Origin of the sequence: Cupriavidus basilensis, assembly GCF_008801925.2 — a bacterium.
In the GTDB taxonomy this organism is placed as follows: domain Bacteria; phylum Pseudomonadota; class Gammaproteobacteria; order Burkholderiales; family Burkholderiaceae; genus Cupriavidus; species Cupriavidus basilensis.
Genome location: NZ_CP062803.1, coordinates 2,540,125 through 2,562,013, shown reverse-complemented (window position 1 = coordinate 2,562,013; position 21,889 = coordinate 2,540,125). Strand labels below are relative to the sequence as shown.

The 21,889-nt window shown below is 65.3% G+C and carries 23 protein-coding genes; 12 read left to right on the top strand and 11 right to left on the bottom strand.

The window, feature by feature from the left end; genetic code table 11:
- Positions 1 to 7: 7 nt before the first annotated feature.
- Together rbfA and truB are read left to right on the top strand one after the other, a co-directional pair.
- Positions 8 to 376: a 30S ribosome-binding factor RbfA gene (gene rbfA / locus F7R26_RS11610; protein WP_006162086.1), complete on the top strand. Its 369-nt coding sequence runs from the start codon at positions 8 to 10 to the stop codon at positions 374 to 376.
- A gap of 117 nt (positions 377 to 493) precedes the next feature.
- The gene (truB, locus tag F7R26_RS11605) at positions 494 to 1,441 is read left to right on the top strand and encodes a tRNA pseudouridine(55) synthase TruB (RefSeq protein WP_150991012.1); all 948 of its coding nucleotides are present in this window, start codon (positions 494 to 496) and stop codon (positions 1,439 to 1,441) included.
- A gap of 159 nt (positions 1,442 to 1,600) precedes the next feature.
- Here truB and F7R26_RS11600 read toward each other — a convergent pair whose 3' ends face one another.
- The 4 genes from F7R26_RS11600 to F7R26_RS11585 form a co-directional block, all read right to left on the bottom strand.
- Complete coding sequence (locus F7R26_RS11600) at positions 1,601 to 3,205, bottom strand: DHA2 family efflux MFS transporter permease subunit (RefSeq protein ID WP_150991014.1); 1,605 nt, start codon at positions 3,203 to 3,205, stop codon at positions 1,601 to 1,603.
- A 2-nt stretch (positions 3,206 to 3,207) separates the two neighbouring features.
- Positions 3,208 to 4,461: an HlyD family secretion protein gene (locus tag F7R26_RS11595; RefSeq protein ID WP_150991016.1), complete on the bottom strand. Its 1,254-nt coding sequence runs from the start codon at positions 4,459 to 4,461 to the stop codon at positions 3,208 to 3,210.
- A 72-nt stretch (positions 4,462 to 4,533) separates the two neighbouring features.
- Positions 4,534 to 6,054 (bottom strand): efflux transporter outer membrane subunit, encoded by a 1,521-nt coding sequence (locus F7R26_RS11590; RefSeq protein ID WP_150991018.1) that lies wholly within the window; start codon positions 6,052 to 6,054, stop codon positions 4,534 to 4,536.
- Positions 6,055 to 6,143: 89 nt separating this feature from the next.
- Positions 6,144 to 6,623 (bottom strand): MarR family winged helix-turn-helix transcriptional regulator, encoded by a 480-nt coding sequence (locus F7R26_RS11585; protein WP_150991020.1) that lies wholly within the window; start codon positions 6,621 to 6,623, stop codon positions 6,144 to 6,146.
- A 44-nt stretch (positions 6,624 to 6,667) separates the two neighbouring features.
- On the opposite strand from F7R26_RS11585, the gene F7R26_RS11580 reads away from it, so the two are divergent.
- Both F7R26_RS11580 and typA read left to right on the top strand, forming a co-directional pair.
- The gene (locus F7R26_RS11580; protein WP_150991022.1) at positions 6,668 to 6,850 is read left to right on the top strand and encodes a hypothetical protein; all 183 of its coding nucleotides are present in this window, start codon (positions 6,668 to 6,670) and stop codon (positions 6,848 to 6,850) included.
- Positions 6,847 to 8,667, top strand: coding sequence for a translational GTPase TypA (gene typA / locus F7R26_RS11575; protein WP_150991024.1), 1,821 nt, complete (start codon positions 6,847 to 6,849; stop codon positions 8,665 to 8,667). The genes F7R26_RS11580 and typA overlap by 4 nt, the downstream gene beginning before the upstream one ends.
- 105 nt (positions 8,668 to 8,772) lie before the next feature.
- Here typA and F7R26_RS11570 read toward each other — a convergent pair whose 3' ends face one another.
- On the bottom strand, positions 8,773 to 9,669 hold the full coding sequence (locus F7R26_RS11570; protein ID WP_150991026.1) for a sterol desaturase family protein: 897 nt from the start codon (positions 9,667 to 9,669) through the stop codon (positions 8,773 to 8,775).
- Positions 9,670 to 9,911: 242 nt separating this feature from the next.
- Between F7R26_RS11570 and F7R26_RS11565 the strand changes: the two genes are divergently transcribed.
- From F7R26_RS11565 to F7R26_RS11555, 3 genes are all read left to right on the top strand, one after another.
- Positions 9,912 to 11,474: a methyl-accepting chemotaxis protein gene (locus tag F7R26_RS11565; protein WP_150991028.1), complete on the top strand. Its 1,563-nt coding sequence runs from the start codon at positions 9,912 to 9,914 to the stop codon at positions 11,472 to 11,474.
- Positions 11,475 to 11,562: 88 nt separating this feature from the next.
- Entirely contained in the window at positions 11,563 to 12,639 is a 1,077-nt protein-coding gene (locus F7R26_RS11560) for an enoyl-CoA hydratase/isomerase family protein (RefSeq protein ID WP_150991030.1), read from the top strand.
- 132 nt (positions 12,640 to 12,771) lie between these two features.
- Positions 12,772 to 13,332 carry an NADPH-dependent FMN reductase gene (locus tag F7R26_RS11555; RefSeq protein ID WP_150991032.1) on the top strand — a complete coding sequence of 187 codons (561 nt, stop codon included), beginning with the start codon at positions 12,772 to 12,774 and terminating at the stop codon, positions 13,330 to 13,332.
- 130 nt (positions 13,333 to 13,462) lie between these two features.
- Here the strand turns inward: F7R26_RS11555 and F7R26_RS11550 are convergent, their stop codons facing one another.
- From F7R26_RS11550 to F7R26_RS11535, 4 genes are all read right to left on the bottom strand, one after another.
- Positions 13,463 to 13,681, bottom strand: coding sequence for a hypothetical protein (locus tag F7R26_RS11550; protein WP_241754306.1), 219 nt, complete (start codon positions 13,679 to 13,681; stop codon positions 13,463 to 13,465).
- Between the two features lie 179 nt (positions 13,682 to 13,860).
- Positions 13,861 to 14,124 carry a hypothetical protein gene (locus F7R26_RS11545; protein WP_150991036.1) on the bottom strand — a complete coding sequence of 88 codons (264 nt, stop codon included), beginning with the start codon at positions 14,122 to 14,124 and terminating at the stop codon, positions 13,861 to 13,863.
- Positions 14,125 to 14,224: 100 nt separating this feature from the next.
- Positions 14,225 to 14,482, bottom strand: a complete 258-nt coding sequence (locus tag F7R26_RS11540) for a hypothetical protein (protein ID WP_193692065.1) — start codon at positions 14,480 to 14,482, stop codon at positions 14,225 to 14,227.
- 58 nt (positions 14,483 to 14,540) lie between these two features.
- Entirely contained in the window at positions 14,541 to 14,798 is a 258-nt protein-coding gene (locus tag F7R26_RS11535) for a hypothetical protein (protein ID WP_150993666.1), read from the bottom strand.
- A 433-nt stretch (positions 14,799 to 15,231) separates the two neighbouring features.
- Here F7R26_RS11535 and F7R26_RS11530 point away from each other — a divergent pair, with 433 nt between their 5' ends.
- Positions 15,232 to 17,313: a serine/threonine-protein kinase gene (locus F7R26_RS11530; RefSeq protein ID WP_193692064.1), complete on the top strand. Its 2,082-nt coding sequence runs from the start codon at positions 15,232 to 15,234 to the stop codon at positions 17,311 to 17,313.
- 25 nt (positions 17,314 to 17,338) lie between these two features.
- Here the strand turns inward: F7R26_RS11530 and F7R26_RS11525 are convergent, their stop codons facing one another.
- Entirely contained in the window at positions 17,339 to 19,348 is a 2,010-nt protein-coding gene (locus F7R26_RS11525; RefSeq protein WP_150993581.1) for an SUMF1/EgtB/PvdO family nonheme iron enzyme, read from the bottom strand.
- A 422-nt stretch (positions 19,349 to 19,770) separates the two neighbouring features.
- Between F7R26_RS11525 and F7R26_RS11520 the strand changes: the two genes are divergently transcribed.
- Together F7R26_RS11520 and F7R26_RS11515 are read left to right on the top strand one after the other, a co-directional pair.
- Positions 19,771 to 20,196 carry a DUF4399 domain-containing protein gene (locus F7R26_RS11520; protein ID WP_150993583.1) on the top strand — a complete coding sequence of 142 codons (426 nt, stop codon included), beginning with the start codon at positions 19,771 to 19,773 and terminating at the stop codon, positions 20,194 to 20,196.
- Between the two features lie 44 nt (positions 20,197 to 20,240).
- Positions 20,241 to 20,681: a DUF4399 domain-containing protein gene (locus F7R26_RS11515; RefSeq protein WP_150993585.1), complete on the top strand. Its 441-nt coding sequence runs from the start codon at positions 20,241 to 20,243 to the stop codon at positions 20,679 to 20,681.
- A 75-nt stretch (positions 20,682 to 20,756) separates the two neighbouring features.
- Here F7R26_RS11515 and F7R26_RS11510 read toward each other — a convergent pair whose 3' ends face one another.
- Positions 20,757 to 20,996, bottom strand: a complete 240-nt coding sequence (locus F7R26_RS11510; protein ID WP_193692063.1) for a hypothetical protein — start codon at positions 20,994 to 20,996, stop codon at positions 20,757 to 20,759.
- 101 nt (positions 20,997 to 21,097) lie between these two features.
- Between F7R26_RS11510 and F7R26_RS11505 the strand changes: the two genes are divergently transcribed.
- Positions 21,098 to 21,355 carry a hypothetical protein gene (locus F7R26_RS11505; protein WP_150993666.1) on the top strand — a complete coding sequence of 86 codons (258 nt, stop codon included), beginning with the start codon at positions 21,098 to 21,100 and terminating at the stop codon, positions 21,353 to 21,355.
- Positions 21,356 to 21,413: 58 nt separating this feature from the next.
- Entirely contained in the window at positions 21,414 to 21,674 is a 261-nt protein-coding gene (locus tag F7R26_RS11500; RefSeq protein WP_193692062.1) for a hypothetical protein, read from the top strand.
- Positions 21,675 to 21,889 lie beyond the last annotated feature (215 nt).

The window sequence follows — 21,889 nt, the reverse complement described above, 5'->3', positions numbered from 1 at the left end:
GTATTGAATGGCCAAGAAAGGCAATATCTCCTCTCGTAATCTCCGGATTTCCGACCAGATCCAGCGCGACCTGGCCGAGATGATCCAGCGTGAGCTGCGCGATCCCCGCCTGGGGCTCGTCACACTGCAGTCGGTCACGCTGACCCCCGACTACGCGCACGCCAAGGTGTACTTCACCGTCCTGGCGGCTGATGCCGCGGAAGTGGAGGGCATTCTCAACGAAAAGTCCGGTTACCTGCATTCGCTGCTTTACAAGCGGTTGCATATCCATACCGTGCCGACGCTGCGTTTCTTCCACGATACCTCGGTGGAACAAGCGATCGAGATGTCCAAGCTGATCAAAGAAGCCAACTCCACGCGCGCAAAAGAAGACTGAAAGACGGCCCGTAACCACGGGCCGTTTTCTTGTTGGTGCTGGTTGCTTCGCGTCTCCTTTGTCCCTGTCTGTCGCGCCCGGCCCCGAGGCTTTGCCGGCGTCACATAGCTCCCCGTCATGACCCATCCCAACACCAATCGCCCGCCCCGGCAACCGCGCCGCGAGGTGCATGGCGTGCTGCTGCTCGACAAGCCGCTCGGCCTTTCGTCCAACGATGCGCTGGTGCGTGCCAAGCGCATGCTGCGCGCGCTGAAGGCCGGACACACCGGCACGCTCGACCCGCTGGCTACCGGCTTGCTGCCGCTGTGCTTTGGCGAGGCGACCAAGTTCTCGCAGGACCTGCTCGAGGCCGACAAGACGTACGAAGCCACCGTGCGGCTGGGCCTCAAGACCGCGACCGGCGACGCCGAGGGCGAGGTGATCGCCGAGCGTGCGGTAACCTGCGATATCGCGGCGCTGCGCGCCGCAATGCAGCGCTTCGCGGGCGAAATCGAGCAGGTGCCGCCGATGCATTCCGCACTGAAGAAGGACGGACGTCCGCTGTACGAATACGCACGAGCCGGCCAGACCGTGGAGCGCGCCGCGCGCCGCGTCACCATCCACGAAATCACGCTGCTCGATTGCGGGCTGCCGCAGGTGCCCGCCTTCAGCATGCGCGTGACCTGCAGCAAGGGCACTTACATCCGCACCCTGGCCGAGGACATCGGCGAGGCGCTCGGCTGCGGCGCGCACCTGACCGGCCTGCGCCGTACGGCGGTGGGCGACCTGAGCCTGGAAGGCGCGGTCACGCTGGAGCAGATCGAGCAGCGCTCCGACGAAGAGCGCCCCGCAATGCTTGCGCCGGTCGATGCGCTGCTGCAGCGTTGCGTAGCGGTGACGCTCGACGAGGCCGCGATGGCGCGCTTCCTGCAGGGCCAGCGCATCGCGCAGCGCGACCTGCCGGCGGGCGTGGCGCTGGCGGAAGACGAACTCGCCAGTGTCTATGGCGGCGAGCCGCGCCGCTTGCTTGGCGTGGCGCGCATGCGTGAAGGCGCCTTGCGGCCCGAGCGGCTGGTCAAGCTCTAACGTGCTCAATGCGGCCAACGCGCAATGCGGCTGCATCGGGCGGGAGATCCTGACGGCTTGAGCCCGGGGCCAGGGGGCAGGGCCAGAAAGCACGAGGCCGATGCCTGTGACGGCATCGGCCTCGCTGTGCAGCGCGTGTACCGAGTGCAACCAAACCAGCTAGTGCGCCCCGGCCGCGGAGGCGTCCAGATCGCCTCCCTTCTTAGGCTTGGTCAGCCAGACAAAGACAATCAGCACGAAGAACAGCACGCCCGAGATCCAGAAGATATCGTTGGCGCCCAGCATGGCCGCCTGCTGCGAAATGCTGCGCTCGATCTGGCCGTTGGCCTGGGCCTGGCTCATGCCCATCTGCATCAGGTGGTTGAGCTGGTCGATATAGGTCGGGTTATACGGGTTGACCTGTTCAACCAGTTGCGCGTGATGCAGCGCCGTGCGGTTTTCCCAGATGGTGGTCGAGATCGACGCACCGATCGCACCGAACGTGATCCGCACGAAGTTGGACACCCCGGAGGCCGACGGGATTTTCTCCGGTGGCTGGCCCGACAGGATGACTGAGGTCAGCGGGATGAAGAACATCGCCATCGCCGCACCCTGGATCAGCGTCGGGATCATCAACGTGCGGGTATCGACCTGCAAGGTGAATCCTGAGCGCATCAGGCTGACCACGCCAAAGGTGACGAAGGCCAGGGTCGCGACCCAGCGCGCATCCATCTTGGGCAGGTTCTTGCCGATCAGCGGCGACAGCAGGATGGCGAAGATCCCGACCGGCGCCATCACGATGCCGGCGTCTGTTGCGGTATAGCCGACAATGGTTTGCAGCCACAGCGGCAGGATCACCAGGTTGCCGAAGAACAGGCCGTAGGCCACCGAGATGGCCACCACGCCGGCGCTGAAGTTACGTCCCTTGAACAGGGTGATATCGACGATCGGATGCTTCTCGTAGCTCTCCCAGATCAGGAAGAACAGGAAACCCACAATGGCCACTACCGTCAGCACGACGATCGAGGTCGAGTGGAACCAGTCGAGCTCCTTGCCCTTGTCGAGCATGAGCTGCATCGAGCCTACCCAGATCACCAGCAGCGCCAGCCCGATCCGGTCGATCGGCAGGATCTTGATCGGCGTCTCGCGGTCGCGGTAGATCGTCCAGGTCGCATAGGCGGCGCCCAGACCCACCGGGATGTTGATATAGAAGATCCACGGCCAGGTCATGTTGTCCGAGATCCAGCCGCCCAGCAGCGGCCCCATGATTGGCGCCACCAGCGTGGTCATGCCCCATAGGGCGAGCGCCATGGTGCTTTTCTGCGGCGGATAGCTCGACAGCAGCAGCGATTGCGACAGCGGAATCATCGGCCCCGCCACGGCACCTTGCAGCACGCGCGCGGCCAGCAGCACTTCGAGGTTGGGCGCGACGCCGCACAGCCACGACGAGATCACAAACAGCAGGATCGACGTGATGAACAGCCGCACCGCCCCGAAGCGTGTGGTCATCCATCCGGTCAGCGGCACCGAGATGGCGTTCGCCACCGCGAACGAGGTGATGACCCAGGTGCCCTGATTGGGCGCCACGCCAAGGTCGCCCGAGATGGCCGGGATCGATACGTTGGCGATCGAGGAGTCGAGCACGTTCATGAACGTGGCCAGCGACAGCGCGATCGTGCCGACGATCAGCTTTGCGCCCGACAACGGCACTGGCGCGGCGGGGCGCGCCGCTGGCGCCGCCGGGCCGGGCGAGGCGCCGTCGCGCGCGGGGAGGGAGGTAGCCATGTTCAGGTGTTGGCGGGCTTGGCGGCGGCCGGCGCCGACGATACCGGCGCTGCCATGGGCTCGGCCGCCTGGCGGCCGCCGTTGTTCAGCGAGATGATGCGGGCGATCAGCGCGTCGGCGTCCTGCGCGACCTTCTCATAGACGTCGGTCTGCATCGGGCGCGCAACCGTAGCGTTGGTCATGGCCGCGCCTTCTTCCTTGCGCACATCCACAGTCACGTTCATCGACAAGCCAACCCGCAGCGGGTGGTCCTTGAGCTGCTGCGGGTCCAGCGCGATGCGCACCGGCAGGCGTTGCACCACCTTGATCCAGTTGCCGGTGGCGTTCTGCGCCGGCAGCAGCGAGAAGGCTGAGCCGGTGCCGGCCGAAAAGCCTTCCACCTTGCCGTTGTAGGTCACCTTGGAGCCGTACAGGTCGGCCTCCAGCGTGACCGGCTGGCCCACGCGCATATGCGTGATCTGCACTTCCTTGAAGTTGGCGTCGACCCACACCTGGTCCAGCGGCACCACGGCCATCAGTGGTGCGCCCGGGGCTACGCGCTGGCCGACCTGCACCGAGCGCTTGGCCACATAGCCGGTCACCGGCGCGGGCAGCGTCGAGCGTGCGAACGCGAGATAGGCGGCACGCAGGTTCGCGGCGGCGCGCTGCACGTTGGGGTGCTTCTCCACCGTGGTCTGGTCGGTCAGCACCTTGTTGGATGCCAGTTGCTCGCGCGTGGCCAGCAGTGCCGATTGCGCGGCCGCGAGGGCGGTCTGCGCGTGGGAGATTTCTTCGCCCGAAACCGCGCCGGAGCCGGCGATGGCCTCTCGGCGCTTCAGATCTTCACGCGCCTTGGCCACATCGGCTTCGCGCATGGTCACGTTCGCCGCCAGCGAGCCGTTGTTGACGTAGAGCGTGCGCACTTCACGCACGGCTTGCGCCAGCTGCGCTTCGGCCTGCTCCAAGGCGACCTGCGAGTCGGCGCGGTCGAGCTGGATCAGGGGCTGGCCCGCGGTGACCAGCTGTGTGTCGTCGGCCGCGATCGAAATCACGGTGCCGCCTACCAGTGGCGTGACCTGCACCACGTTGCCCGCGACATACGCGTCGTCGGTGCTCTCGAAGTGGCGCGCGTACATGCCCCAGTAGATGCCGTAGGCCACGCCGGCCACCACTACCGCGGCCGTCAGCGAGAGCAGCAGGCGCTTGCGCTTGCCGTTGTTGTTGACGGGAGCCGCCGGGGAGGCGGGAGTCTGGGCCGCTTGCTTGTTATCGCTCATGATCGTCTTTTAAGAATGCTGTCAGTACTGCTCGTTGTTCTTCCGGCTGCCTGGCTGTAGCCACCTAGCCGTTTAGCCGCGTGCCTCGGCCGGCTTCTGCACATCCGTCCCGGCGCCTTCGGCTTGCTCCTGGTAACCTCCGCCGAGCGCTTTCATCAGGCCCATCTGCAGGTCCAGGCGGCGCGCCTGCAGGTCGGTGGCAAGGCGGCGTTGCTGCAGCACGTTGCTTTCGGCATTGAGCACCGTGAGCTGGGTGCCCAGCCCGGCCTTGTAGCGGATGGTGGACAGTGAGTAGGCGCGCTCGGCGAGAGCCAGCGCCTCGCGCTGGGCCGTAATCTGCGTGTCCACGCTGCGGATGCTGGCCACCGTGTCGGCGGTTTCGCGCAGCGCATCGACCAGCGCCTGGTTGTAGTTGGCCACGGCGAGGTCGTATTGCGCGTACTTGCCCTTCAGGTTGGCGCGCAGCTTGCCGCCCTCGAAGATCGGCAGGCGTATCGCCGGACCGATGCCAAAGGTCCGGCTGATGCCCATCAGCAGGTTGGATGGGTCCAGCGACGCGACGCCGGCAAAAGCGGACAAGGTGACGGCCGGCAGGAATTCCGTGCGCGCCACCTCGATATCCTTGCTGGTGGCCTCCACGCGCCAGCGTGCGGCAACCAGGTCCGGGCGGCGGCCCAGCAGGTCGATGGTGAGGTTGTCCGGCAGCAGCGGCGTGCCTTGTGCCAGGATGGTCGGGCGCTGGATCGCCAGGCCGCGGTCCGGGCCCTTGCCCAGCAGCGCGGCGAGCTGGTTGCGCGCCAGCAGGATGTCTTCATCCACGCGCAGCAGGTCGGTCTGTGCCGATGCCACCGTGCCGCGCGCCTGCGTGGTTTCGACCTGCGTGTCCAGGCCGGCGTTGAGCCGGTCGCGTGACAGGTCGCTCAGGCCGCGGCGCTGGGCAATGGCGCGCTCGGCCACGTCGCGTTGCGCGTACAAGGCGGCCAGGCGAGCATAGGCGCGCGCGACCGACGTGGTCAGGATCAGGCGCGAAGCCTGGCTTTCGGCCTCGGCGGCGCGGTCGTCGGACAGCGCGGCTTCGAGCGCCTTGCGGTTCTTGCCCCAGAAGTCGAAATCATAGGAAAGCCCGGCTTGCAGGCGTGACTGGTTCTGCCACGAGCCGGCCAGCGGCGTGCCTTCGAACAGGTCCGTTTGCGAGAAACGCTGGCGTACCAGGCTGCCGTCGAAGTCGACGTGCGGGTACAGCGCGCTGCGCGTGGCGTCCGCCATCGCGCGGGAGGCTTCCACACGCGCGAAAGCGGCTTGCAGGTTGGGGCTGTCCTTTACCGCCTCGTCGACCAGGGTGCGCAGTTGCGGATCCTTGAACTGGTCGACCCAGTCAAGCGAAGGCCACTGGCCATGCTGCGAGGGCAGGGCCTGGGCGCTGGCGAGCGAGGCCGGCGCGGTAACGGTCTGCGTGCTGTGCGAGTTGCCGAACGCGGCGCAGCCCGCCAGCACAGTGGCTGCCAGCGCGGTCAGCACCAGCGTGCCTGTGCGGCGGCCTGCCGCGCGCCCGCGCGGCGACAAAGCGGAAAGAGAAGAGAGAGCTTGGTTCATCAGGGTGCCCTGCGATAGAGCGTTAGTGTTTGTTCTTGTATTTGAGAGATCGCGGCGCCGCTAGCGTCACTGGCCGCCAAGCCTGGCCGCTACCCGCTGTTGTTGCCGATGATCCGGTGCAGCATCGAGCGGAAGGTCTGTAATTCGGCTTCGGAGAAGCCGCGGAAATGCCGGTTCAGCACGCGGCAATAGATCTGGGGTAACTGGTTCACGAGGATCTGGCCGGCGGGCGTGATCGACAGATCGACCACGCGCCGGTCGGCATCGCTGCGCTGGCGCTCGATCAGGCCGCGCTTTTCCAGGCGGCTGAGCAGGCGCGTGACCGAACCCATATCGCAGTTGAGCTCCCGGCCAAGGTCAGTCACCGTGCTGCCGCGGCCGGCGGCCAGCATCATCAGGCAGGTGGCCTGGGCATGTGTGATGTCCAGGCCATCGACCTCCTGCTCCACGCCGTGCGACAGCACGTTCTTGGCGCGTGCCATCAGATAGCCGATGCTCTCGCCCATGCGGTACTCGGCCGGGTCGAACGGGTAGGCTTCGTCGGAAATGGGCTGGCTCTGCTCGGACATCTCGGTTCGGTGCTTGTCGGTGCAATGTTTGCCGTGGCAACTATATGTTCACGTTCGCCGATTCGCAAGGACGTCAATTTGCTATTGCGGATATCGCAATAATTGGGTTTGTGGCGGGGTGGCGGCTTGGGAAGCTTCCCAACGTCGTCCTCGGTTTTTGCGCCGCAGCATGCTATAATTTCGGGTTATCTTTTGATGCTCAGCCCCAAAGCGAGACGCTGCAATGACCCGCGCCATCCGCAATATCGCCATCATCGCTCACGTCGATCATGGCAAGACCACTCTGGTCGACCAACTCCTGCGCCAGGCAGGCACCTTCCGCGACAACCAGCAAATGGTCGAGCGCGTGATGGACTCGAACGACATTGAAAAGGAACGCGGGATCACCATCCTCGCGAAGAACTGTGCTGTCGAATACAACGGCACGCACATCAATATCGTCGATACCCCTGGCCACGCCGACTTCGGCGGTGAAGTGGAGCGCGTGCTGTCGATGGTTGACGGTGTGCTGCTGCTGGTTGACGCTGTCGAAGGCCCGATGCCGCAGACCCGTTTCGTCACGCGCAAGGCGCTGGCGCTGGGCTTGAAGCCGATCGTGGTGATCAACAAGGTCGACCGTCCGGGCGCGCGTCCGGAATGGGTGATCAACCAGACGTTCGACCTGTTCGACAAGCTGGGCGCCACCGATGAGCAGCTCGATTTCCCGGTGATCTACGCATCCGGCCTGAACGGCTATGCTGGCCTGACCGACGACGTGCGCGAAGGCGACATGAAGCCGCTGTTCGAGACCGTGCTGGCCAAGGTGCCGGTCCGTGACGACAACCCGGACGGTCCGCTGCAGCTGCAGATCATCTCGCTCGATTACAACAGCTATGTCGGCAAGATCGGCGTAGGCCGCATTTCGCGTGGTCGCGCCCGTTCGCTGCAAGACGTGGTGGTCAAGTTCGGCCCGGAAGGCAACCCCATCAAGGGTCGTATCAACCAGGTGCTGAAGTTCCAGGGCCTGGAGCGCGAAATCGTGGCGGAAGCCGAAGCCGGCGACATCGTGCTGATCAACGGCATCGAAGAACTGGGCATTGGTTGCACCGTGTGTGCACCGGACGCGCAAGACGCGCTGCCGATGCTGAAGGTCGACGAGCCCACGCTGACCATGAACTTCTGCGTCAACACGTCGCCGCTGGCCGGCCGTGAAGGCAAGTTCGTGACCAGCCGCCAGCTGCGCGAACGCCTGGACCGCGAACTGAAGTCGAACGTGGCGCTGCGCGTGGCCGAGACCGGCGACGACACCATCTTCGAAGTGTCGGGCCGCGGCGAGCTGCACCTGACCATCCTGCTGGAAAACATGCGCCGCGAAGGCTACGAGCTGGCCGTGTCGCGCCCGCGCGTGGTGTTCAAGGAAATCGACGGCGTCAAGCACGAGCCGTACGAACTGCTGACCGTGGACGTCGAAGACGGCCACCAGGGCAGCGTGATGGAAGAGCTGGGCCGCCGCAAGGGCGAACTGCTCGACATGGCGTCCGACGGCAAGGGCCGCACCCGCCTCGAGTACCGCGTTCCGGCCCGTGGCCTGATCGGCTTCCAGGGCGAGTTCCTGACGCTGACCCGCGGCACCGGCCTGATCAGCCACATCTTCGACGACTACGCGCCCCTGCGCGAAGGCGGCCTGGGTGAGCGCCACAACGGCGTGCTGATCTCGCAGGACGACGGCGATGCCGTGGCCTACGCGCTGTGGAAGCTGCAGGATCGCGGCCGCATGTTCGTCAAGCCGGGCGATGCGCTGTACGAAGGCATGATCATCGGCATCCACAGCCGCGACAACGACCTGGTTGTGAACCCGATCAAGGGCAAGCAGCTGACCAACGTGCGCGCCTCGGGTACCGACGAAGCCGTGCGCCTGGTCACGCCGATCCAGATGTCGCTGGAATACGCCGTGGAGTTCATCGCCGACGACGAGCTGGTGGAAATCACGCCGAAGAGCATCCGTCTGCGCAAGCGTCACCTGAAGGAGCACGAGCGTAAGCGTGCTTCGCGCGAATCCGCGTAAGCGTTTTCGTCCCAGGCTACTTTGCCAACAAAAAACCGCGCCTTGTGCGCGGTTTTTTGTTGCCCGTCTTTCTTGGCGTCTTTGGCTATCCAGCCTGTCCGGCCATCATGCGTCCTGGCTGCGATCGGTCCCAAATGCGGTGCCGGTCAGCGGCGCGTCCCCGGCCGCCAGGTCGCGCGGATGACGCCACTCGGGCGGTTTCCAGAGGTGCCGCAGGTCGCGATGACGCCACGCGTCGGCGAACATGTCGCGCCACTCATGGAAGGTGAGAGTGATCGGGTTATGGCTGTCGATGCGACGCGCAATGCCGTATTCGGGCTGCGCCTCTTCAGGCACGAAGGAGCCGAACATGCGGTCCCACACGGTCAGCACGCCCGCATAGTTGCGGTCGATGTACTGCGGGTTGCGTGCATGGTGTACCCGGTGTACCGATGGCGTATTGAACAGCCATTCAAGCCGATGCCAGCGGTCGCCCAGCCGGGTGTGCACGAAAAACTGGAAGGCCAGGTTCAACCCCACGGCCAGAATCACCCAGTCGGGCGTGAAGCCGATCAGCGCCAGCGGAATCCAGAACAACCACATGCCCGAAAGCGGATACGTCAGGCTCTGGCGGAACGCCGTTGAGAAATTCATGCCCTCCGAGGAGTGATGGGTGACGTGCGAAGCCCACATCCAGCGCACCCGATGGCTGGCGCGATGAAACCAGTAGTAAAGAAAATCCTGCAGCAGCAGCAAGAGCAGGAACGACCAGGCCGTCTGCGGCATCGCCTTCAGACCATGCTGGTAGCTCCACGTGTAGACCGTGCGCACCATCAGCCACAGGAAGAACGCGTCCGACGCCTGGTGCATCAACGCCAGCGCGGCGTTGGACGCGGTATCGCGCAGGCTGTAGATGGCGGGGTCGCGGCGTGCCCAGTACCAGGCCTCCGCGCCGATGGTCAGCAGGAAAACCGGCGCGAAGGCCAGCAGGATCAGGCCGGGATCGATTGTTGACGGTGTCATGCGCAAAGTGTTGCCCGATTTTGTCCGTTTTGCCTGGAGGCGATCCTCTATACGGTCGTGCGGTGTTGCCAAATGCGTACGCTAGCGCACCCAAAAATGCTTCCTGCGCACATTCGTATTCCTGACCATTTTGCACGACTGAATATCCACATGCTCGGGGTCAAGGAGAGGTGAGGGGCGCCGTTATAGCGGGGCGGCCAAAAACGCAGCCGCATCAGTGCTAAAACCAACGGGGAGCCCTCATGTTTCGCAACACGACTATCGGTACAAGATTGTGGATTCTGACTATCGTCACCAACGCATTGTTGCTGATTGTCGGTGCTGTAGGCTGGCTTGGCATGTCGCGCAGCAATGACGCGACGCGGCAGATCTACCAGCATCAGCTCTCCGCCGCGGTCAACCTGGCCGAGGCGCGTTCCAACCAGTTGCTCGTGCGGGTCTTGCTCGACCAGGCCACCTTTGCCACCGATCCCGCCGACGCCCGCGCGCGCGCCGATACCGCCGAGGGCTTTGCGCGCCAGTCCGATGCGGCCTGGAAGGCCTATCTGGCGCTGCCGCGTTCGGCGCAAGAAGCCCGCGCGGCCGAGGATGTCGCCGCCAAGCGCGAGGCGCTGTTCACGCAAGGCGTGTCGCCGATGATCGCCGCGCTCAAGCAAGGCGACCGCGAGGCGGTGATGCGCGCCGTGCTGGAAACCATTCCCAAGCTCGACATTGCTTTCACGGCCGTCAATACCGAGTTGGGCAAGCTGCAGCTCGCCGGCGCGCTGGAGGTCTATCACGGGTCGCAGGAGCGCTACACGACGCTGCGCTCGCTGTCGATCGGCGTGCTGGGGTTTGGCTTGTGCTTCAGCACGGTGGTGGCCTGGCGCCTGCGCCGCTCCATCGTTGGGCCGCTCGATACGGCCATCGCCCGCTTCGAACGCATCGCCGCCGGCGATCTTGGCGCGAAGGCGGATGGCGCCGGCTCGGGCGCCGAGGCAGAGCGCAGCGAGACCGGCCGCATGCTCGCCATGCTCGGGCGCATGCAAGAGAGCCTGGCCGCGATGGTGAGCGACGTGCGCGGCGGGGCCGATTCCATTGCCGCCGCCAGCAAGCAGATTGCCAGCGGCAACAGCGACTTGTCGCAACGCACGGAGCAGCAGGCTGCGTCGCTCGAGGAGACGGCGTCCAGCATGGAGGAGCTCACAGGCACGGTGCGCCAGAACGCGGATAGCGCGCGTGAGGCCAATGACCTGGCCAGCAGCGCCACCGGCCTGGCGGAACGTGGCAGCGACGCGGTGGCGCGCGTAGCCAGCACCATGCAGGCGATCGACGCCAGCGCCAACAAGATCGTCGACATCATCGACGTGATCGAGAAGATCGCATTCCAGACCAATATCCTCGCCCTCAACGCGGCGGTGGAAGCTGCGCGGGCCGGCGAGCACGGACGAGGCTTCGCGGTGGTCGCGGGCGATGTGCGCGATCTCTCGCAGCGTTGCGCGGGCGCGTCCAAGGAGATCCGCACGCTGATCGGCGACTCCGTATCGCGCGTGCGCGCCGGCGGCGAGATGGTCGAGCAAGCGGGGCAGGTGATGCAGGAGATGGTGGGTGCGGTGCGCCGCGTGAGCGGCATCATGGGCGGCATCAGTTCGGCATCCGATGAGCAATCGCGCGGCATCGAGCAGGTCAACCAGGCGGTGACGCAGATGGACGGCATGACCCAGCAGAACGCCGCGCTGGTGGAGCAGGCCGCTGCGGCAGCGGCTTCGCTGGAGGACCAGGCGCAGCGGCTCACCGGGCTGATGTCGGCATTCCGGGTGGCCTGAACGCAGTGTCTCGGACGCCGCTCAGGGGGGGGCGGCGCGCAGCTTGGCTGGTGTAAAGTTGCGGGTTGCATTCGCGGAGAAAAGAGACATGACTGACTTGGTCACAAGCGAGATCCGGGGTGGCATCGGCTACCTGACGCTGAACCGGCCCCAGGCGCTCAACGCACTATCGCTCGAGATGATTCGCGCCATCACCCAGGCGCTCAACGCGTGGGCGGTGGCGCCCGAAGTGGCGGCTGTCATCATCGCCGGTGCGGGCGGCAAGGCTTTTTGCGCCGGAGGCGACATCCGCTTCTTCCACAAGGCCGCGCTCGCCGGCGATCCGGCGCTCGATCAGTTCTTCGTCGAGGAATACGCGCTCAATCACTTGATCCATACCTACGCCAAGCCTTACATCGCGCTGATGGACGGCGTGGTGATGGGCGGCGGCATGGGCATCTCGCAAGGCGCACGCCGCCGTCTGGTGACCGAGCGGACCAAGATGGCAATGCCGGAGACCAATATCGGCTTGTTCCCGGACGTGGGCGGCGGCTGGTTCCTGTCGCGCACGCCCGGCCGCCTGGGTGAATACCTGGGCCTGACCGGCACCATGATTCATGCTGCCGACGCGCTGTACGCAGGCCTGGCGGATGGCTACCTGCCGGGCAATGCCATGGCGGAACTGGTGGAGGCGCTGCGCGCGCGTGAGTTTGCCGACGGCGACGCTGTGCTCGCTTGCATCGACGAGGCCACCGCGGCGCACCGCGCCGCCTGCCCGCCGGGCGAAAGCCAGCTGGCCAAGCTGCAGGACGAGATCGACGGCCTGTTTGCCGGCGTCTCGGTGAGTGCGATCGTGGCGGCGGTGAGCGATGCCGGCTCCGACTGGGCCGCGCAGACAGCCGCCATGCTGCGCGCGCGCTCGCCGCTGATGCTCAACGTCACGCTGGAGCAGATCCGCCGCGCTCGCACCATGGCGCTGAACGACGAGCTGCGCATGGAGCTGGACATGATGTACTACGTGTTCCGCCAGGGCGACGGCGTCGAAGGCATTCGCGCGCTGGCGGTCGACAAGGACCATGCGCCGAAGTGGCAGCCAGCGCGGCTCGATGAAGTCACCCGCGAGCGCGTGCACGCGTTTTTCGACAGCCCCTGGGCGCACGGTGAGCATCCGCTGGCGGCGCTGTAGGTTGGCGACAGGCGGTTCCCCTCACGTAAATGGATTAGAGTGACGCTTGGACCGGCCGGCGCGGCGCAGCAATGCGGCGCGCGAGCGCCGGCTCCGCCCACCCATAGTGCCGTGAACGAGAAAGGAATCGCGATGAGTACTCCACGTGATGTAGCCGTATTGGTAGGCAGCCTGCGCAAGGACTCCTTCAACCGCAAGCTGGCGCTCGCGCTCGCCGCGATGGCGCCGGCCGCGCTTAAGCTCGACATCGTCGAAATCGGGCAGTTGCCGCTGTACAACCAGGACGAAGATGCCAGCCCGCCCGCGCCATGGGTCGCCTTTCGCGACCGGATCCGGCGCGCCGACGCCGTGCTCTTCGTGACACCCGAGTACAACCGCTCGGTGCCTGCCGCGCTCAAGAACGCCATCGACGTCGGCTCGCGCCCCTATGGCCAGAGCGCCTGGGACGGCAAGCCTGGCGGCGTCATCAGCGCCTCGCCCGGCGCCGTCGGCGGCTTTGGCGCCAACCACCACCTGCGCCAGTCGCTAGTGTTCCTCAATATCCCGGTCCTCCAGCAGCCGGAAGCCTACATCAGCGGCGTCGACAAGCTCTTCGACGAGCAGGGCGGCATCGCCAACGAGTCCACCCGCGGATTCCTGGGCAAATACCTGGCTACCTATGCCGCCTGGATCGAGCGCAACGCGGCTCGTTAATCGGCAAGATAGCCGGCAAAGTAACCGCCAAAGTTCTCAAATCCCACCCCCCAGAAACACTGACGCCCGTTGCCGGCAGGGCAACGGGCGCGGAGGGCAGAATATCGCTGCCTTGCGCTTCTGATTCGACTTACTTGCGCTTGATGTCCCCGGCCGGCCGCGACTGCGTGCCTGCCAGCGGTTGGCCTGGAAAGCCCTCCGGATAGCTGATGACGCGCAAGGATCCCCCGAGCTTGCGCGACGTCCATGCATGACCGGCGCGCGTTCTCGCGCCGCCTGTGATTGCCACCATGGCTTCTCTGTCGAGATCCACGCTGTCGGGCAAATCCTTGATGACGATGACGGCCATGACTTCCTCCTGCAGGGTGGCGAAGGCCGGCTTGGCCGGGGCTCGCCGGGTGGGTGCGCGCGATGCGGCAAGCCCAGCCAGATCAGTATAGGCCACGGGTTTTACCTCCGGGGCAGTGCCAGCTCGTGCGCAACAGCCGTGGAAACCCTTGGGTTCCCACGGAGCGGGGCGCATCTCGCTCAGACCGCGGCGTGGGTTGCGGCCCACTGCGACGGGTTGACGTCGATGCTCAGCGGGCCGAAGCCGGAGCCGATCACGCCGACGTTGTTGAGCGTGTTTACGTTGATGCTCTGTAGCTGGGCGATGTTCTGGTTGACGTTGACATTGACGTTGGCCACCGGGCCCAGTCCTTGCAACCAGGAATTGCCGCCGCGCACCTCGGCCAGGGACTTGCTGTCGAGGTCTTGGTTAAGGGCGAGGTCGCGCACGATGATGGATGACATGATGGTTCTCCTAGACTTCACTTGACTTGATCGCTGGAAATGGCGGGTCCTGGCTGGCAGCGGAGGCGGCGGGACCGCCTCTTGCCGGTGCCGGGACCATTCAATAGATGTTGTTGCTGGCGTTCTGGGTCGACGTCACGTGGGACTTGATGTCGTCGGCAAAGGCGGTGTTGTTGCCGTTCATGTTGACGACGTTTTGCGTCTGGCCGATCAGCTGCTGGGCATTGAAGGTCGAGTCGATCTTGGTCAGGCTGAAGGCAGGCATGAAGGGCACGAAGCCGCCGCGCACGGCGCGCATGGCGCGGGTGTCGAGTTCTTCGGTGACCGACAGGTCCTTGATGGCGAGGATGGTAGTCATGGCAGTTCTCCGGGGTATTCAGTGGATGGCGAATTCGGCTTGGGGCGTGGCCCGCGGCTCAGTAGATGTTGTTGGTGGCGTTTTGCGTCGAGTCGACATGGGACTTGATGTCGGTCACGAAGGCGGCGTTGTTGCCGTTCATGTTCACGACGTTCTGGGTCTGGCCGATCAGCTGCGAGGCGTTGAAGGTCGAGTCGAGCTTGACCGAGCTGAAGACAGGCATGAAGGGCACGAAGCCGCCGCGCACGGCGCGCATGGCGCGGGTGTCGAGTTCTTCGGTGACCGACAGGTCCTTGATGGCGAGGATGGTAGTCATGGCAGTTCTCCTTGGGAGCGATTGGGACTTGGGTTCATTTGGGTTGAGCATCTGTGCTGCGCTCGGGAGGTACAAACGCATGGAGTGTGCCAAGGCGGGCCATGCCATCGCAGATCGCCCGCAAACGCAGGCGGGGCCTGGGGAAAAAATTTATCGAGCCGGAAAAGACGTGCCAGCAGGCGGTCCGGGGTGGCCTGGATCTGATGGGCGGCGGCCAACACAACAACACCGGGTGTTCGCGCATGTGCGACAGGCAGCGACTCTTGCGGCGCCATCGTGCCGCTGGCGTGGCTTGCCGGCGTTGGTGCAAAGCACGAGGGGTTTGCGATTGGCGTGAGTGCGCACTAGTATCCATCGTGGGCAGGTACTCGCTGTAGACGGGCGAGTGGGCGCTCAATGCGCAACTTCGCGCAATCACGTCGTGGCTGCATCGATGCCTAGCATTCCAGACCTGATACGTACCTTCCAAAGCGGTGGTCTGTCGCACGACGAACTGTTGGCCCGCATTGACAGCACCTTGGCCGCGGACCAGGCGAGCGCCACGCAGCTAGCGGACATGCTCAGCGAGGAGAACACCCGCTTCCCGCTGCCGCCTGGCGTTTATGAAGAGGTGTTGCGGCGCATCGAGCGCCGCGGGGCAACCCAGTTCGAGGATGGCGGCGAGGAAACCCGTGTGCAGACTGGCCACGCCGGCATGGCGTCCACGCCCTCCCCGCCACGGCAGCCGAGCACGAGCGATCAGGCAATTGCCGGGGCGGAGCAGACCAAAGGGGTGGGCGATACCTTGAATGGCCGCTTCGTGCTGGAGGAGTGCCTGGGCGTGGGCGGCATGGGAACGGTCTACAAGGCGCTCGATCTGCGCAAGCTCGAGGCCTCGGACCGCAAGCCGTACATCGCCATCAAGGTTCTCAATGTGCAGTTCCGCGGTCATCCGAAATCGCTGATCGCGCTGCAGCGCGAGGCGCGCAAGGCGCAGACGCTGGCGCACCGCAATATCGTGACGGTCTATGACTTCGACCGCGATGGCTCGGTGGTCTACCTGACCATGGAGTACCTGTCGGGCAAGTCGCTCAATCGTGTCTTGCGCGCGCCAGACTTTGCCGGCATGCCTTACGCCAAGGCGCTGCCGATCATCACCGGCATGGGCCGGGCTTTGTCTTATGCGCACGAGCGCGGCTTCGTCCACTGCGACTTCAAGCCCGCCAATGTCTTCCTCACCGATAGCGGCGAAGTGAAGGTGATCGATTTCGGTATCGCGCGCGTCTTCCAGCAACCGGCGGACGACGCGGACCCGACCGTGTTCGACCCGGGGACGCTCGGTGGCATGACCCCCGCCTATGCCAGCCCCGAGATGTTCGAGCATCGGGAGCCGGATCCGCGCGACGACATCTACGCGCTGGCTTGCGTGACCTATGAACTGCTGACCGGCAGGCACCCCTATGAGCGTCTGTCGGCTAACCAGGCGCGCGGCGCCGGCCTCAAGCCACAGCGCCCCAAGGTGCTCAGCCGCGGGCAGTGGCGAGCACTGCGCGCGGCGCTGTCTTTCGATCGCGCGACGCGCACGCCTACCGTGGCGCGCTTCCTGGCCGAGATGGGCGCCGAGCGCCACGGTGGCATGCCAATGGCCAAGCTGGGCGCCGCGTCCGTGGCCGGCGTGCTGCTGGCCGGCGGGCTGGGTTACTACGTGTGGCGCGCGCGCACCGCGCAGGAGGGCCGGCAGCCTGCCGCGCAATCCTCGGCAAGCGCGGTGGTATCCGCCACGCCCCAAGCCGCAGTGACGCCATCCGCCGCGCCGGGGTCGCCGCCGCTGGCGCAACCGAGGGAGCAAGCCCGGCCCGAGCGCGCGCTCTCCATGCAGGCCGTGGCGCCGGTGCTGGCACGCGCGCCTTGCTCGCTGCTGTCGGCCACCGGGCAGGGCCATGTACTGCAGGTGCGTGGCTACGTGGCGGAGCGCTTTGGCATCAAGCGCCTGAAAGACGAACTGGGCGCAGTGCCCGGCGTGCAGACGCTGAACCTGGACGTGCAGACGCTGGGCGATGACAAGTGCGACGTGGTCAAGCTGATCTCGCCTTACTGGTCGGGGCGCCGCAGCGCAACCGCGCTGACCACGATCCACACCCGAGCGCCCGGCGCGCAACTCACGGAGGGAACGCCACTGATCGTGGATATCACGACGCCGCCTTACGACACTTACGTCTACGTCGACTACTACATGGCCGATGGCAAGGTCGTGCATATGGTGCCAAGCCAGCGTGCCAAGGCCAACCAGGCACCCGCCAGCTACACCGCTGCCGTGGGCAGCCTCGGGGACTGGGTGATCTCGAAGCCGTTCGGCACGGAGTTGATCGTGCTGCTCACCACGCCTGCGCCGCTGTTCGACGCGCTGCGCCCCGAGTCAGAGCCCAGGCAGGACTACCTGCGCGCGCTCGACAGGCAACTGGGTCCGATGGCGGCGAAGCACGGAGAAAGCCACATCGGTGCCGACATGGTGCAGATATCCACCAACCCGCGCTAGCCAGGCAAGGCCCCATTGGCTGTGGCTACTTCAGGTCCCGTACGACGCGAAAGCCGTTTTGCGACTGGCGTACGCTCGCGCTGTACTTGAAGCGGGTGGAGGAGAGCATGTAGCTCGCGCCTTCATGCCATGAGCCGCCGCGGATCACGCGTACGCCGCAGCCGGGCTCGTCCCAGGCGCGTGCGTCGGCAGGTGCGTTCTTGTAAGAGACGTGCCAGCAGTCGGCAACCCATTCCCACACGCTGCCGTTCATGTCGTGGAGGCCATAGCCGTTGGCGGCAAAGGAGCCGACGTTGGCGGGTGCGTCGGCATTCCACGGTTCGCCGCAGTCCTTGCAGTTGGCCGTGCCTTTGCGCATCTGGTCGCCCCACCAGTAGAGCGTGGTGGTGCCGCCCCGGGCGGCGTACTCCCACTCGGCTTCGGTCGGCAGGCGGTAGTGCTTGCCGCTGACCTTGCTCAGCCAGGCGACGTACTGCTGGGCATCGTCCCAGCTCACATCGCGCACTGGGGCGTTCCTGGGTGCATTGGCGACAGTGGCGATGCGCTGGCATGCCCCCGCATCAGCGCAGGCACCCCATTGTTCCACCGTGACTTCGTACTTGCCGATGGCAAAGGGCTGGCCGATGGTGACGTGATGCGGCGGTTTCTCGGTCGGGTCACCGCCGTTGCTGCCCATGGTGAAGCTGCCCGCCGGCAGGCTGTGCAACACGGGACAGGCAGGGCAGTCCTTGATCTCGCCCGGCTTGATCTCGACCGTCACGGCGCCGGCCGCGGCAGCTCGCTGCGTGGCGGGTGAAGGTGCGCTTGCGGCCGGGGCGGGTGGAGTGGATGCGGCAGGTGCGGTTGCTGTGGGCGCGGCAGGCAGCGCCTGCACCTTGCCCGACTGCGCGCGCGCTGGCGGTGGCGTGACGGTGCCTTGCGCGGTGGCTTGCCCGGATGAGGCGCCTGGCGTGCGAGCACGCTCGGCAGGCGCGCCGGCCTGCGGCCCCGCCGCGCGCAGCCGCTCGATCCTGGCACGCGCCAGCGGCGCGAAGCGGCCGTTTGGATAGGCTTTGAGGTAGGCCTCGTAGTCGCTTGCGAAGTTGCTGTTCTTGATGGAGTCCCAGAAGCTGAGCTCGTACTGCTCGTCGCTGTCCTTGGGAAGGATGCCGCGATGCTGCGCAAGGATCAGCGGATCGGCTTGCGTGTGCGCGTGCGTGAAGGCTGCGTCGTCGTGGTCGATGTTGTCGCTTCCGGTGGTGGCTCCGGCGTTTGCCATGAATCGAAGCGGGGCGGATAACGACGATGATATCCACGGTTGCTGCCGCCGCCCGGTTTGCTGGCTCACGATTTCACCAGCCCGGCGCAGGGCCGCCTCGGCATCAAGGCCGGGCATGCGCATCGTGCGCAGCAGGGCGCCGGTGAACGCGCCGTGCCGCGCGCCCTCGGCCGCCACGGCACCTGGGGCCGTGGCATAGGCGATCAGCGTGTTGGCGGGGGCGGCGGGCGGCTTGACGGCACTGCCGCGATAGGGGTTGTCCAGGCAGCTATCGAGGATCACCACGTTAAGCATGTCCGGCCTTGGCGCCGACATGCTGGCCAGTATGGCGTCAAGCGCGGTGCCCGCGGTGAGCAAGCGGCCAGGTGTACGGCTGCCGGCATCGACGGGAATCATCACCGGGCTGTCCGCGACCTCGATGCCGTGCCCCGCGAAATAGAACAACCCCATGCCACCGGTCTGCAGGCGCTGCTGGAATTCGGCAAGCGCGCGCGCCATGCCTTCCCAGTCCAGGTTCTCGCGGAACATGACGTCGAAGCCGAGCGCGGCCAAGGTGCGGCGCATTGCCCTTGCGTCATTGGCGGCGTTGGGCAGCGGCTCGTCCACATAGGCGCCGTTGCCGATGACCAGGGCGAGGCGCTTGCCCGGAGCGCCTGCGGGGGCGGCGGCCGGTTGCCTTGTTGCTTGGGGGGGCAGGGTTGGCGTGTCGATACCGGCTTCGGCGCGCACGGCCGCAGCCAACCCGAGCAGGCACACGACAAGGAATTTTCGCCACATATGCAGGCCTTGTTCGTACGGCGCCGAAGTGCATCGGCGGTCCACGTGCCAACGGCGTGGCGCGGCACGCGAGAGCGATGATGCCCGGCCATCACCTGGCCGGACCGCCTCGTCCTTTGCGCCGACGTGATGCAGCGCTAGCGGCACTGGGCTGGCTCAATCAACCATAGCACAGCGATTGTGAATCCGGAGGTGCTTCGCAACACCGGGTGGCGTAGCAAGCTCACAGCCACGCGGCGCCTACGCGGCGCAGGGTATCGCCAAGTATCTTTTTGCTGTTTTCCGTTCTAAGCTGAATGACGAAATCGGATGGCGAAATGCAGCGCGCCGGCCTGAAGCCAATCAACGAATCAGCCAGAAGCCAAGCACCAATAGCAAGAATTCACCGCGTTTCGAGACAAGCTGTTCGGGAGGGCTAACGTATGCACAGGCGAACCGTGCTCGGCACATTGGCAGCGTCGCTGCTGGCTCCGTTGCCTTCGATCTCGTTGTCCACGACATCCCCGCCCAATGCCGAGGTCTACATCATCTGGCCGCCCGACGGCGCCGTGATCGATGGCGGCAAATTCTGGGTGCGCATGGGCCTGCGTAATATGGGGATCGCCCCCAAGGGCGTCGACATGGCCAACGTCGGCCACCACCACCTGTTGATCGACACCGACCTGCCGCCGATGGACAAGGAGATTCCGAATGACCGGAACCACCTGCACTTCGGCGCCGGCGAGACAGAGGCCCGGATCGAGCTGCCGCCGGGCAAGCACACCTTGCAGTTGCTGCTCGGCGACAAGGATCACAAGCCCCACGACCCGCCGATCTACTCCAAGAAGATCACGATCACCGTTCGATAAGGCCCCGGGCCGCCGGGCCGGCGGCCCGATACGGGAGACAGTCCATGCGTAAGCTCATTCCGGCTGCTGCGCTCGCCGCCAGCCTGTTTCTGATCGTTGGCATGCCGAGCGGTGCAAGCGCGGACGCCACGCCCGCACCCGCCAATGCCTACCTGTACATCGGCTTTCCCAACAACAATCAGGTCCTGCCGGCGGGCAAGCCGATCAAGGTGTGGTTCGGGCTGCGTGGCATGGGCGTGGCGCCGCGCGGCGTGAAGTTTCCAAACAGCGGCCATCATCATCTGCTGATCGACACCGACCTGCCGCCCATGGACAAGGAGATCCCGAACGACCGCAACCATCTGCATTTCGGCGCCGGCGAGACGGAGACCACGATCGAGTTGCCGCCGGGCAAACATACCTTGCAACTGCTGATGGCTGACGACAAGCACATTCCGCACAACCCGCCGATCTACTCCAAGAAGATCACGATCTACGTGAAGTAACGCCGATCGTTCATTCGGGTTCGGGTTTTTTTGCGGCGCCGCATGACGCGTGCCGGGCGTGCTTAGCTGCTGATCTCATTGCGCGCTTGACAGGCCGCGCTCGCTGCACAGTTCCCCTGCAAACGCATCGCTCCGGCCGCGCGCGTCGCGCGGTGCGAGCGTTTGTCGCCAGCGAGCAAACACATGGTGTCTGTTGTGTTTGCCGCCGCCCATCAGATCCAGGCCACCCCGGACCGCTTGCTGGCACGTCTTTTCCGGCTCGATAAATTTTTTCCCCAGGCCCCGCCTGCGTTTGCGGGCGATCTGCGATGGCATGGCCCGCCTTGGCACACTCCATGCGTTTGTACCTCCCGAGCGCAGCACAGATGCTCAACCCAAATGAACCCAAGTCCCAATCGCTCCCAAGGAGAACTGCCATGACTACCATCCTCGCCATCAAGGACCTGTCGGTCACCGAAGAACTCGACACCCGCGCCATGCGCGCCGTGCGCGGCGGCTTCGTGCCCTTCATGCCTGTCTTCAGCTCGGTCAAGCTCGACTCGACCTTCAACGCCTCGCAGCTGATCGGCCAGACCCAGAACGTCGTGAACATGAACGGCAACAACGCCGCCTTCGTGACCGACATCAAGTCCCATGTCGACTCGACGCAAAACGCCACCAACAACATCTACTGAGCCGCGGGCCACGCCCCAAGCCGAATTCGCCATCCACTGAATACCCCGGAGAACTGCCATGACTACCATCCTCGCCATCAAGGACCTGTCGGTCACCGAAGAACTCGATGCCCGCGCCATGCGCGCCGTGCGCGGCGGCTTCGTGCCCTTCATGCCTGCCTTCAGCCTGACCAAGATCGACTCGACCTTCAATGCCCAGCAGCTGATCGGCCAGACGCAAAACGTCGTCAACATGAACGGCAACAACACCGCCTTTGCCGACGACATCAAGTCCCACGTGACGTCTACCCAGAACGCCAGCAACAACATCTATCGTTGAAGCCACCGCTGCCCTCCCGGCGTGCCGGGCAGGGCGGCCCTTTTCTTGCCGCAGGGCCTCTATTTACAGGTTGGATCGCGCCGCTAGCGGATACACAATGCATGCATGGCGTGTTGATGGCGCGGCTCCTTCGCATCCGGGCCGTGACTGACCCGGCGCAACTGGCGCTGGCGATGTGGCTGACGGGGGCCAATGCCCGCCGTGGCCTCTTCATC

What these genes read in the sequence shown, in the direction of transcription:
- rbfA (WP_006162086.1), top strand. Translation starts at nt 8, where the DNA reads ATGGCCAAGAAAGGCAATATCTCCTCTCGTAATCTCCGGATTTCCGAC.
- truB (WP_150991012.1), top strand. Translation starts at nt 494, where the DNA reads ATGACCCATCCCAACACCAATCGCCCGCCCCGGCAACCGCGCCGCGAG.
- F7R26_RS11600 (WP_150991014.1), bottom strand. Translation starts at nt 3,205, where the DNA reads ATGGCTACCTCCCTCCCCGCGCGCGACGGCGCCTCGCCCGGCCCGGCG.
- F7R26_RS11595 (WP_150991016.1), bottom strand. Translation starts at nt 4,461, where the DNA reads ATGAGCGATAACAAGCAAGCGGCCCAGACTCCCGCCTCCCCGGCGGCT.
- F7R26_RS11590 (WP_150991018.1), bottom strand. Translation starts at nt 6,054, where the DNA reads ATGAACCAAGCTCTCTCTTCTCTTTCCGCTTTGTCGCCGCGCGGGCGC.
- F7R26_RS11585 (WP_150991020.1), bottom strand. Translation starts at nt 6,623, where the DNA reads ATGTCCGAGCAGAGCCAGCCCATTTCCGACGAAGCCTACCCGTTCGAC.
- F7R26_RS11580 (WP_150991022.1), top strand. Translation starts at nt 6,668, where the DNA reads ATGTTCACGTTCGCCGATTCGCAAGGACGTCAATTTGCTATTGCGGAT.
- typA (WP_150991024.1), top strand. Translation starts at nt 6,847, where the DNA reads ATGACCCGCGCCATCCGCAATATCGCCATCATCGCTCACGTCGATCAT.
- F7R26_RS11570 (WP_150991026.1), bottom strand. Translation starts at nt 9,669, where the DNA reads ATGACACCGTCAACAATCGATCCCGGCCTGATCCTGCTGGCCTTCGCG.
- F7R26_RS11565 (WP_150991028.1), top strand. Translation starts at nt 9,912, where the DNA reads ATGTTTCGCAACACGACTATCGGTACAAGATTGTGGATTCTGACTATC.
- F7R26_RS11560 (WP_150991030.1), top strand. Translation starts at nt 11,563, where the DNA reads ATGACTGACTTGGTCACAAGCGAGATCCGGGGTGGCATCGGCTACCTG.
- F7R26_RS11555 (WP_150991032.1), top strand. Translation starts at nt 12,772, where the DNA reads ATGAGTACTCCACGTGATGTAGCCGTATTGGTAGGCAGCCTGCGCAAG.
- F7R26_RS11550 (WP_241754306.1), bottom strand. Translation starts at nt 13,681, where the DNA reads ATGGCCGTCATCGTCATCAAGGATTTGCCCGACAGCGTGGATCTCGAC.
- F7R26_RS11545 (WP_150991036.1), bottom strand. Translation starts at nt 14,124, where the DNA reads ATGTCATCCATCATCGTGCGCGACCTCGCCCTTAACCAAGACCTCGAC.
- F7R26_RS11540 (WP_193692065.1), bottom strand. Translation starts at nt 14,482, where the DNA reads ATGACTACCATCCTCGCCATCAAGGACCTGTCGGTCACCGAAGAACTC.
- F7R26_RS11535 (WP_150993666.1), bottom strand. Translation starts at nt 14,798, where the DNA reads ATGACTACCATCCTCGCCATCAAGGACCTGTCGGTCACCGAAGAACTC.
- F7R26_RS11530 (WP_193692064.1), top strand. Translation starts at nt 15,232, where the DNA reads ATGCCTAGCATTCCAGACCTGATACGTACCTTCCAAAGCGGTGGTCTG.
- F7R26_RS11525 (WP_150993581.1), bottom strand. Translation starts at nt 19,348, where the DNA reads ATGTGGCGAAAATTCCTTGTCGTGTGCCTGCTCGGGTTGGCTGCGGCC.
- F7R26_RS11520 (WP_150993583.1), top strand. Translation starts at nt 19,771, where the DNA reads ATGCACAGGCGAACCGTGCTCGGCACATTGGCAGCGTCGCTGCTGGCT.
- F7R26_RS11515 (WP_150993585.1), top strand. Translation starts at nt 20,241, where the DNA reads ATGCGTAAGCTCATTCCGGCTGCTGCGCTCGCCGCCAGCCTGTTTCTG.
- F7R26_RS11510 (WP_193692063.1), bottom strand. Translation starts at nt 20,996, where the DNA reads ATGCCATCGCAGATCGCCCGCAAACGCAGGCGGGGCCTGGGGAAAAAA.
- F7R26_RS11505 (WP_150993666.1), top strand. Translation starts at nt 21,098, where the DNA reads ATGACTACCATCCTCGCCATCAAGGACCTGTCGGTCACCGAAGAACTC.
- F7R26_RS11500 (WP_193692062.1), top strand. Translation starts at nt 21,414, where the DNA reads ATGACTACCATCCTCGCCATCAAGGACCTGTCGGTCACCGAAGAACTC.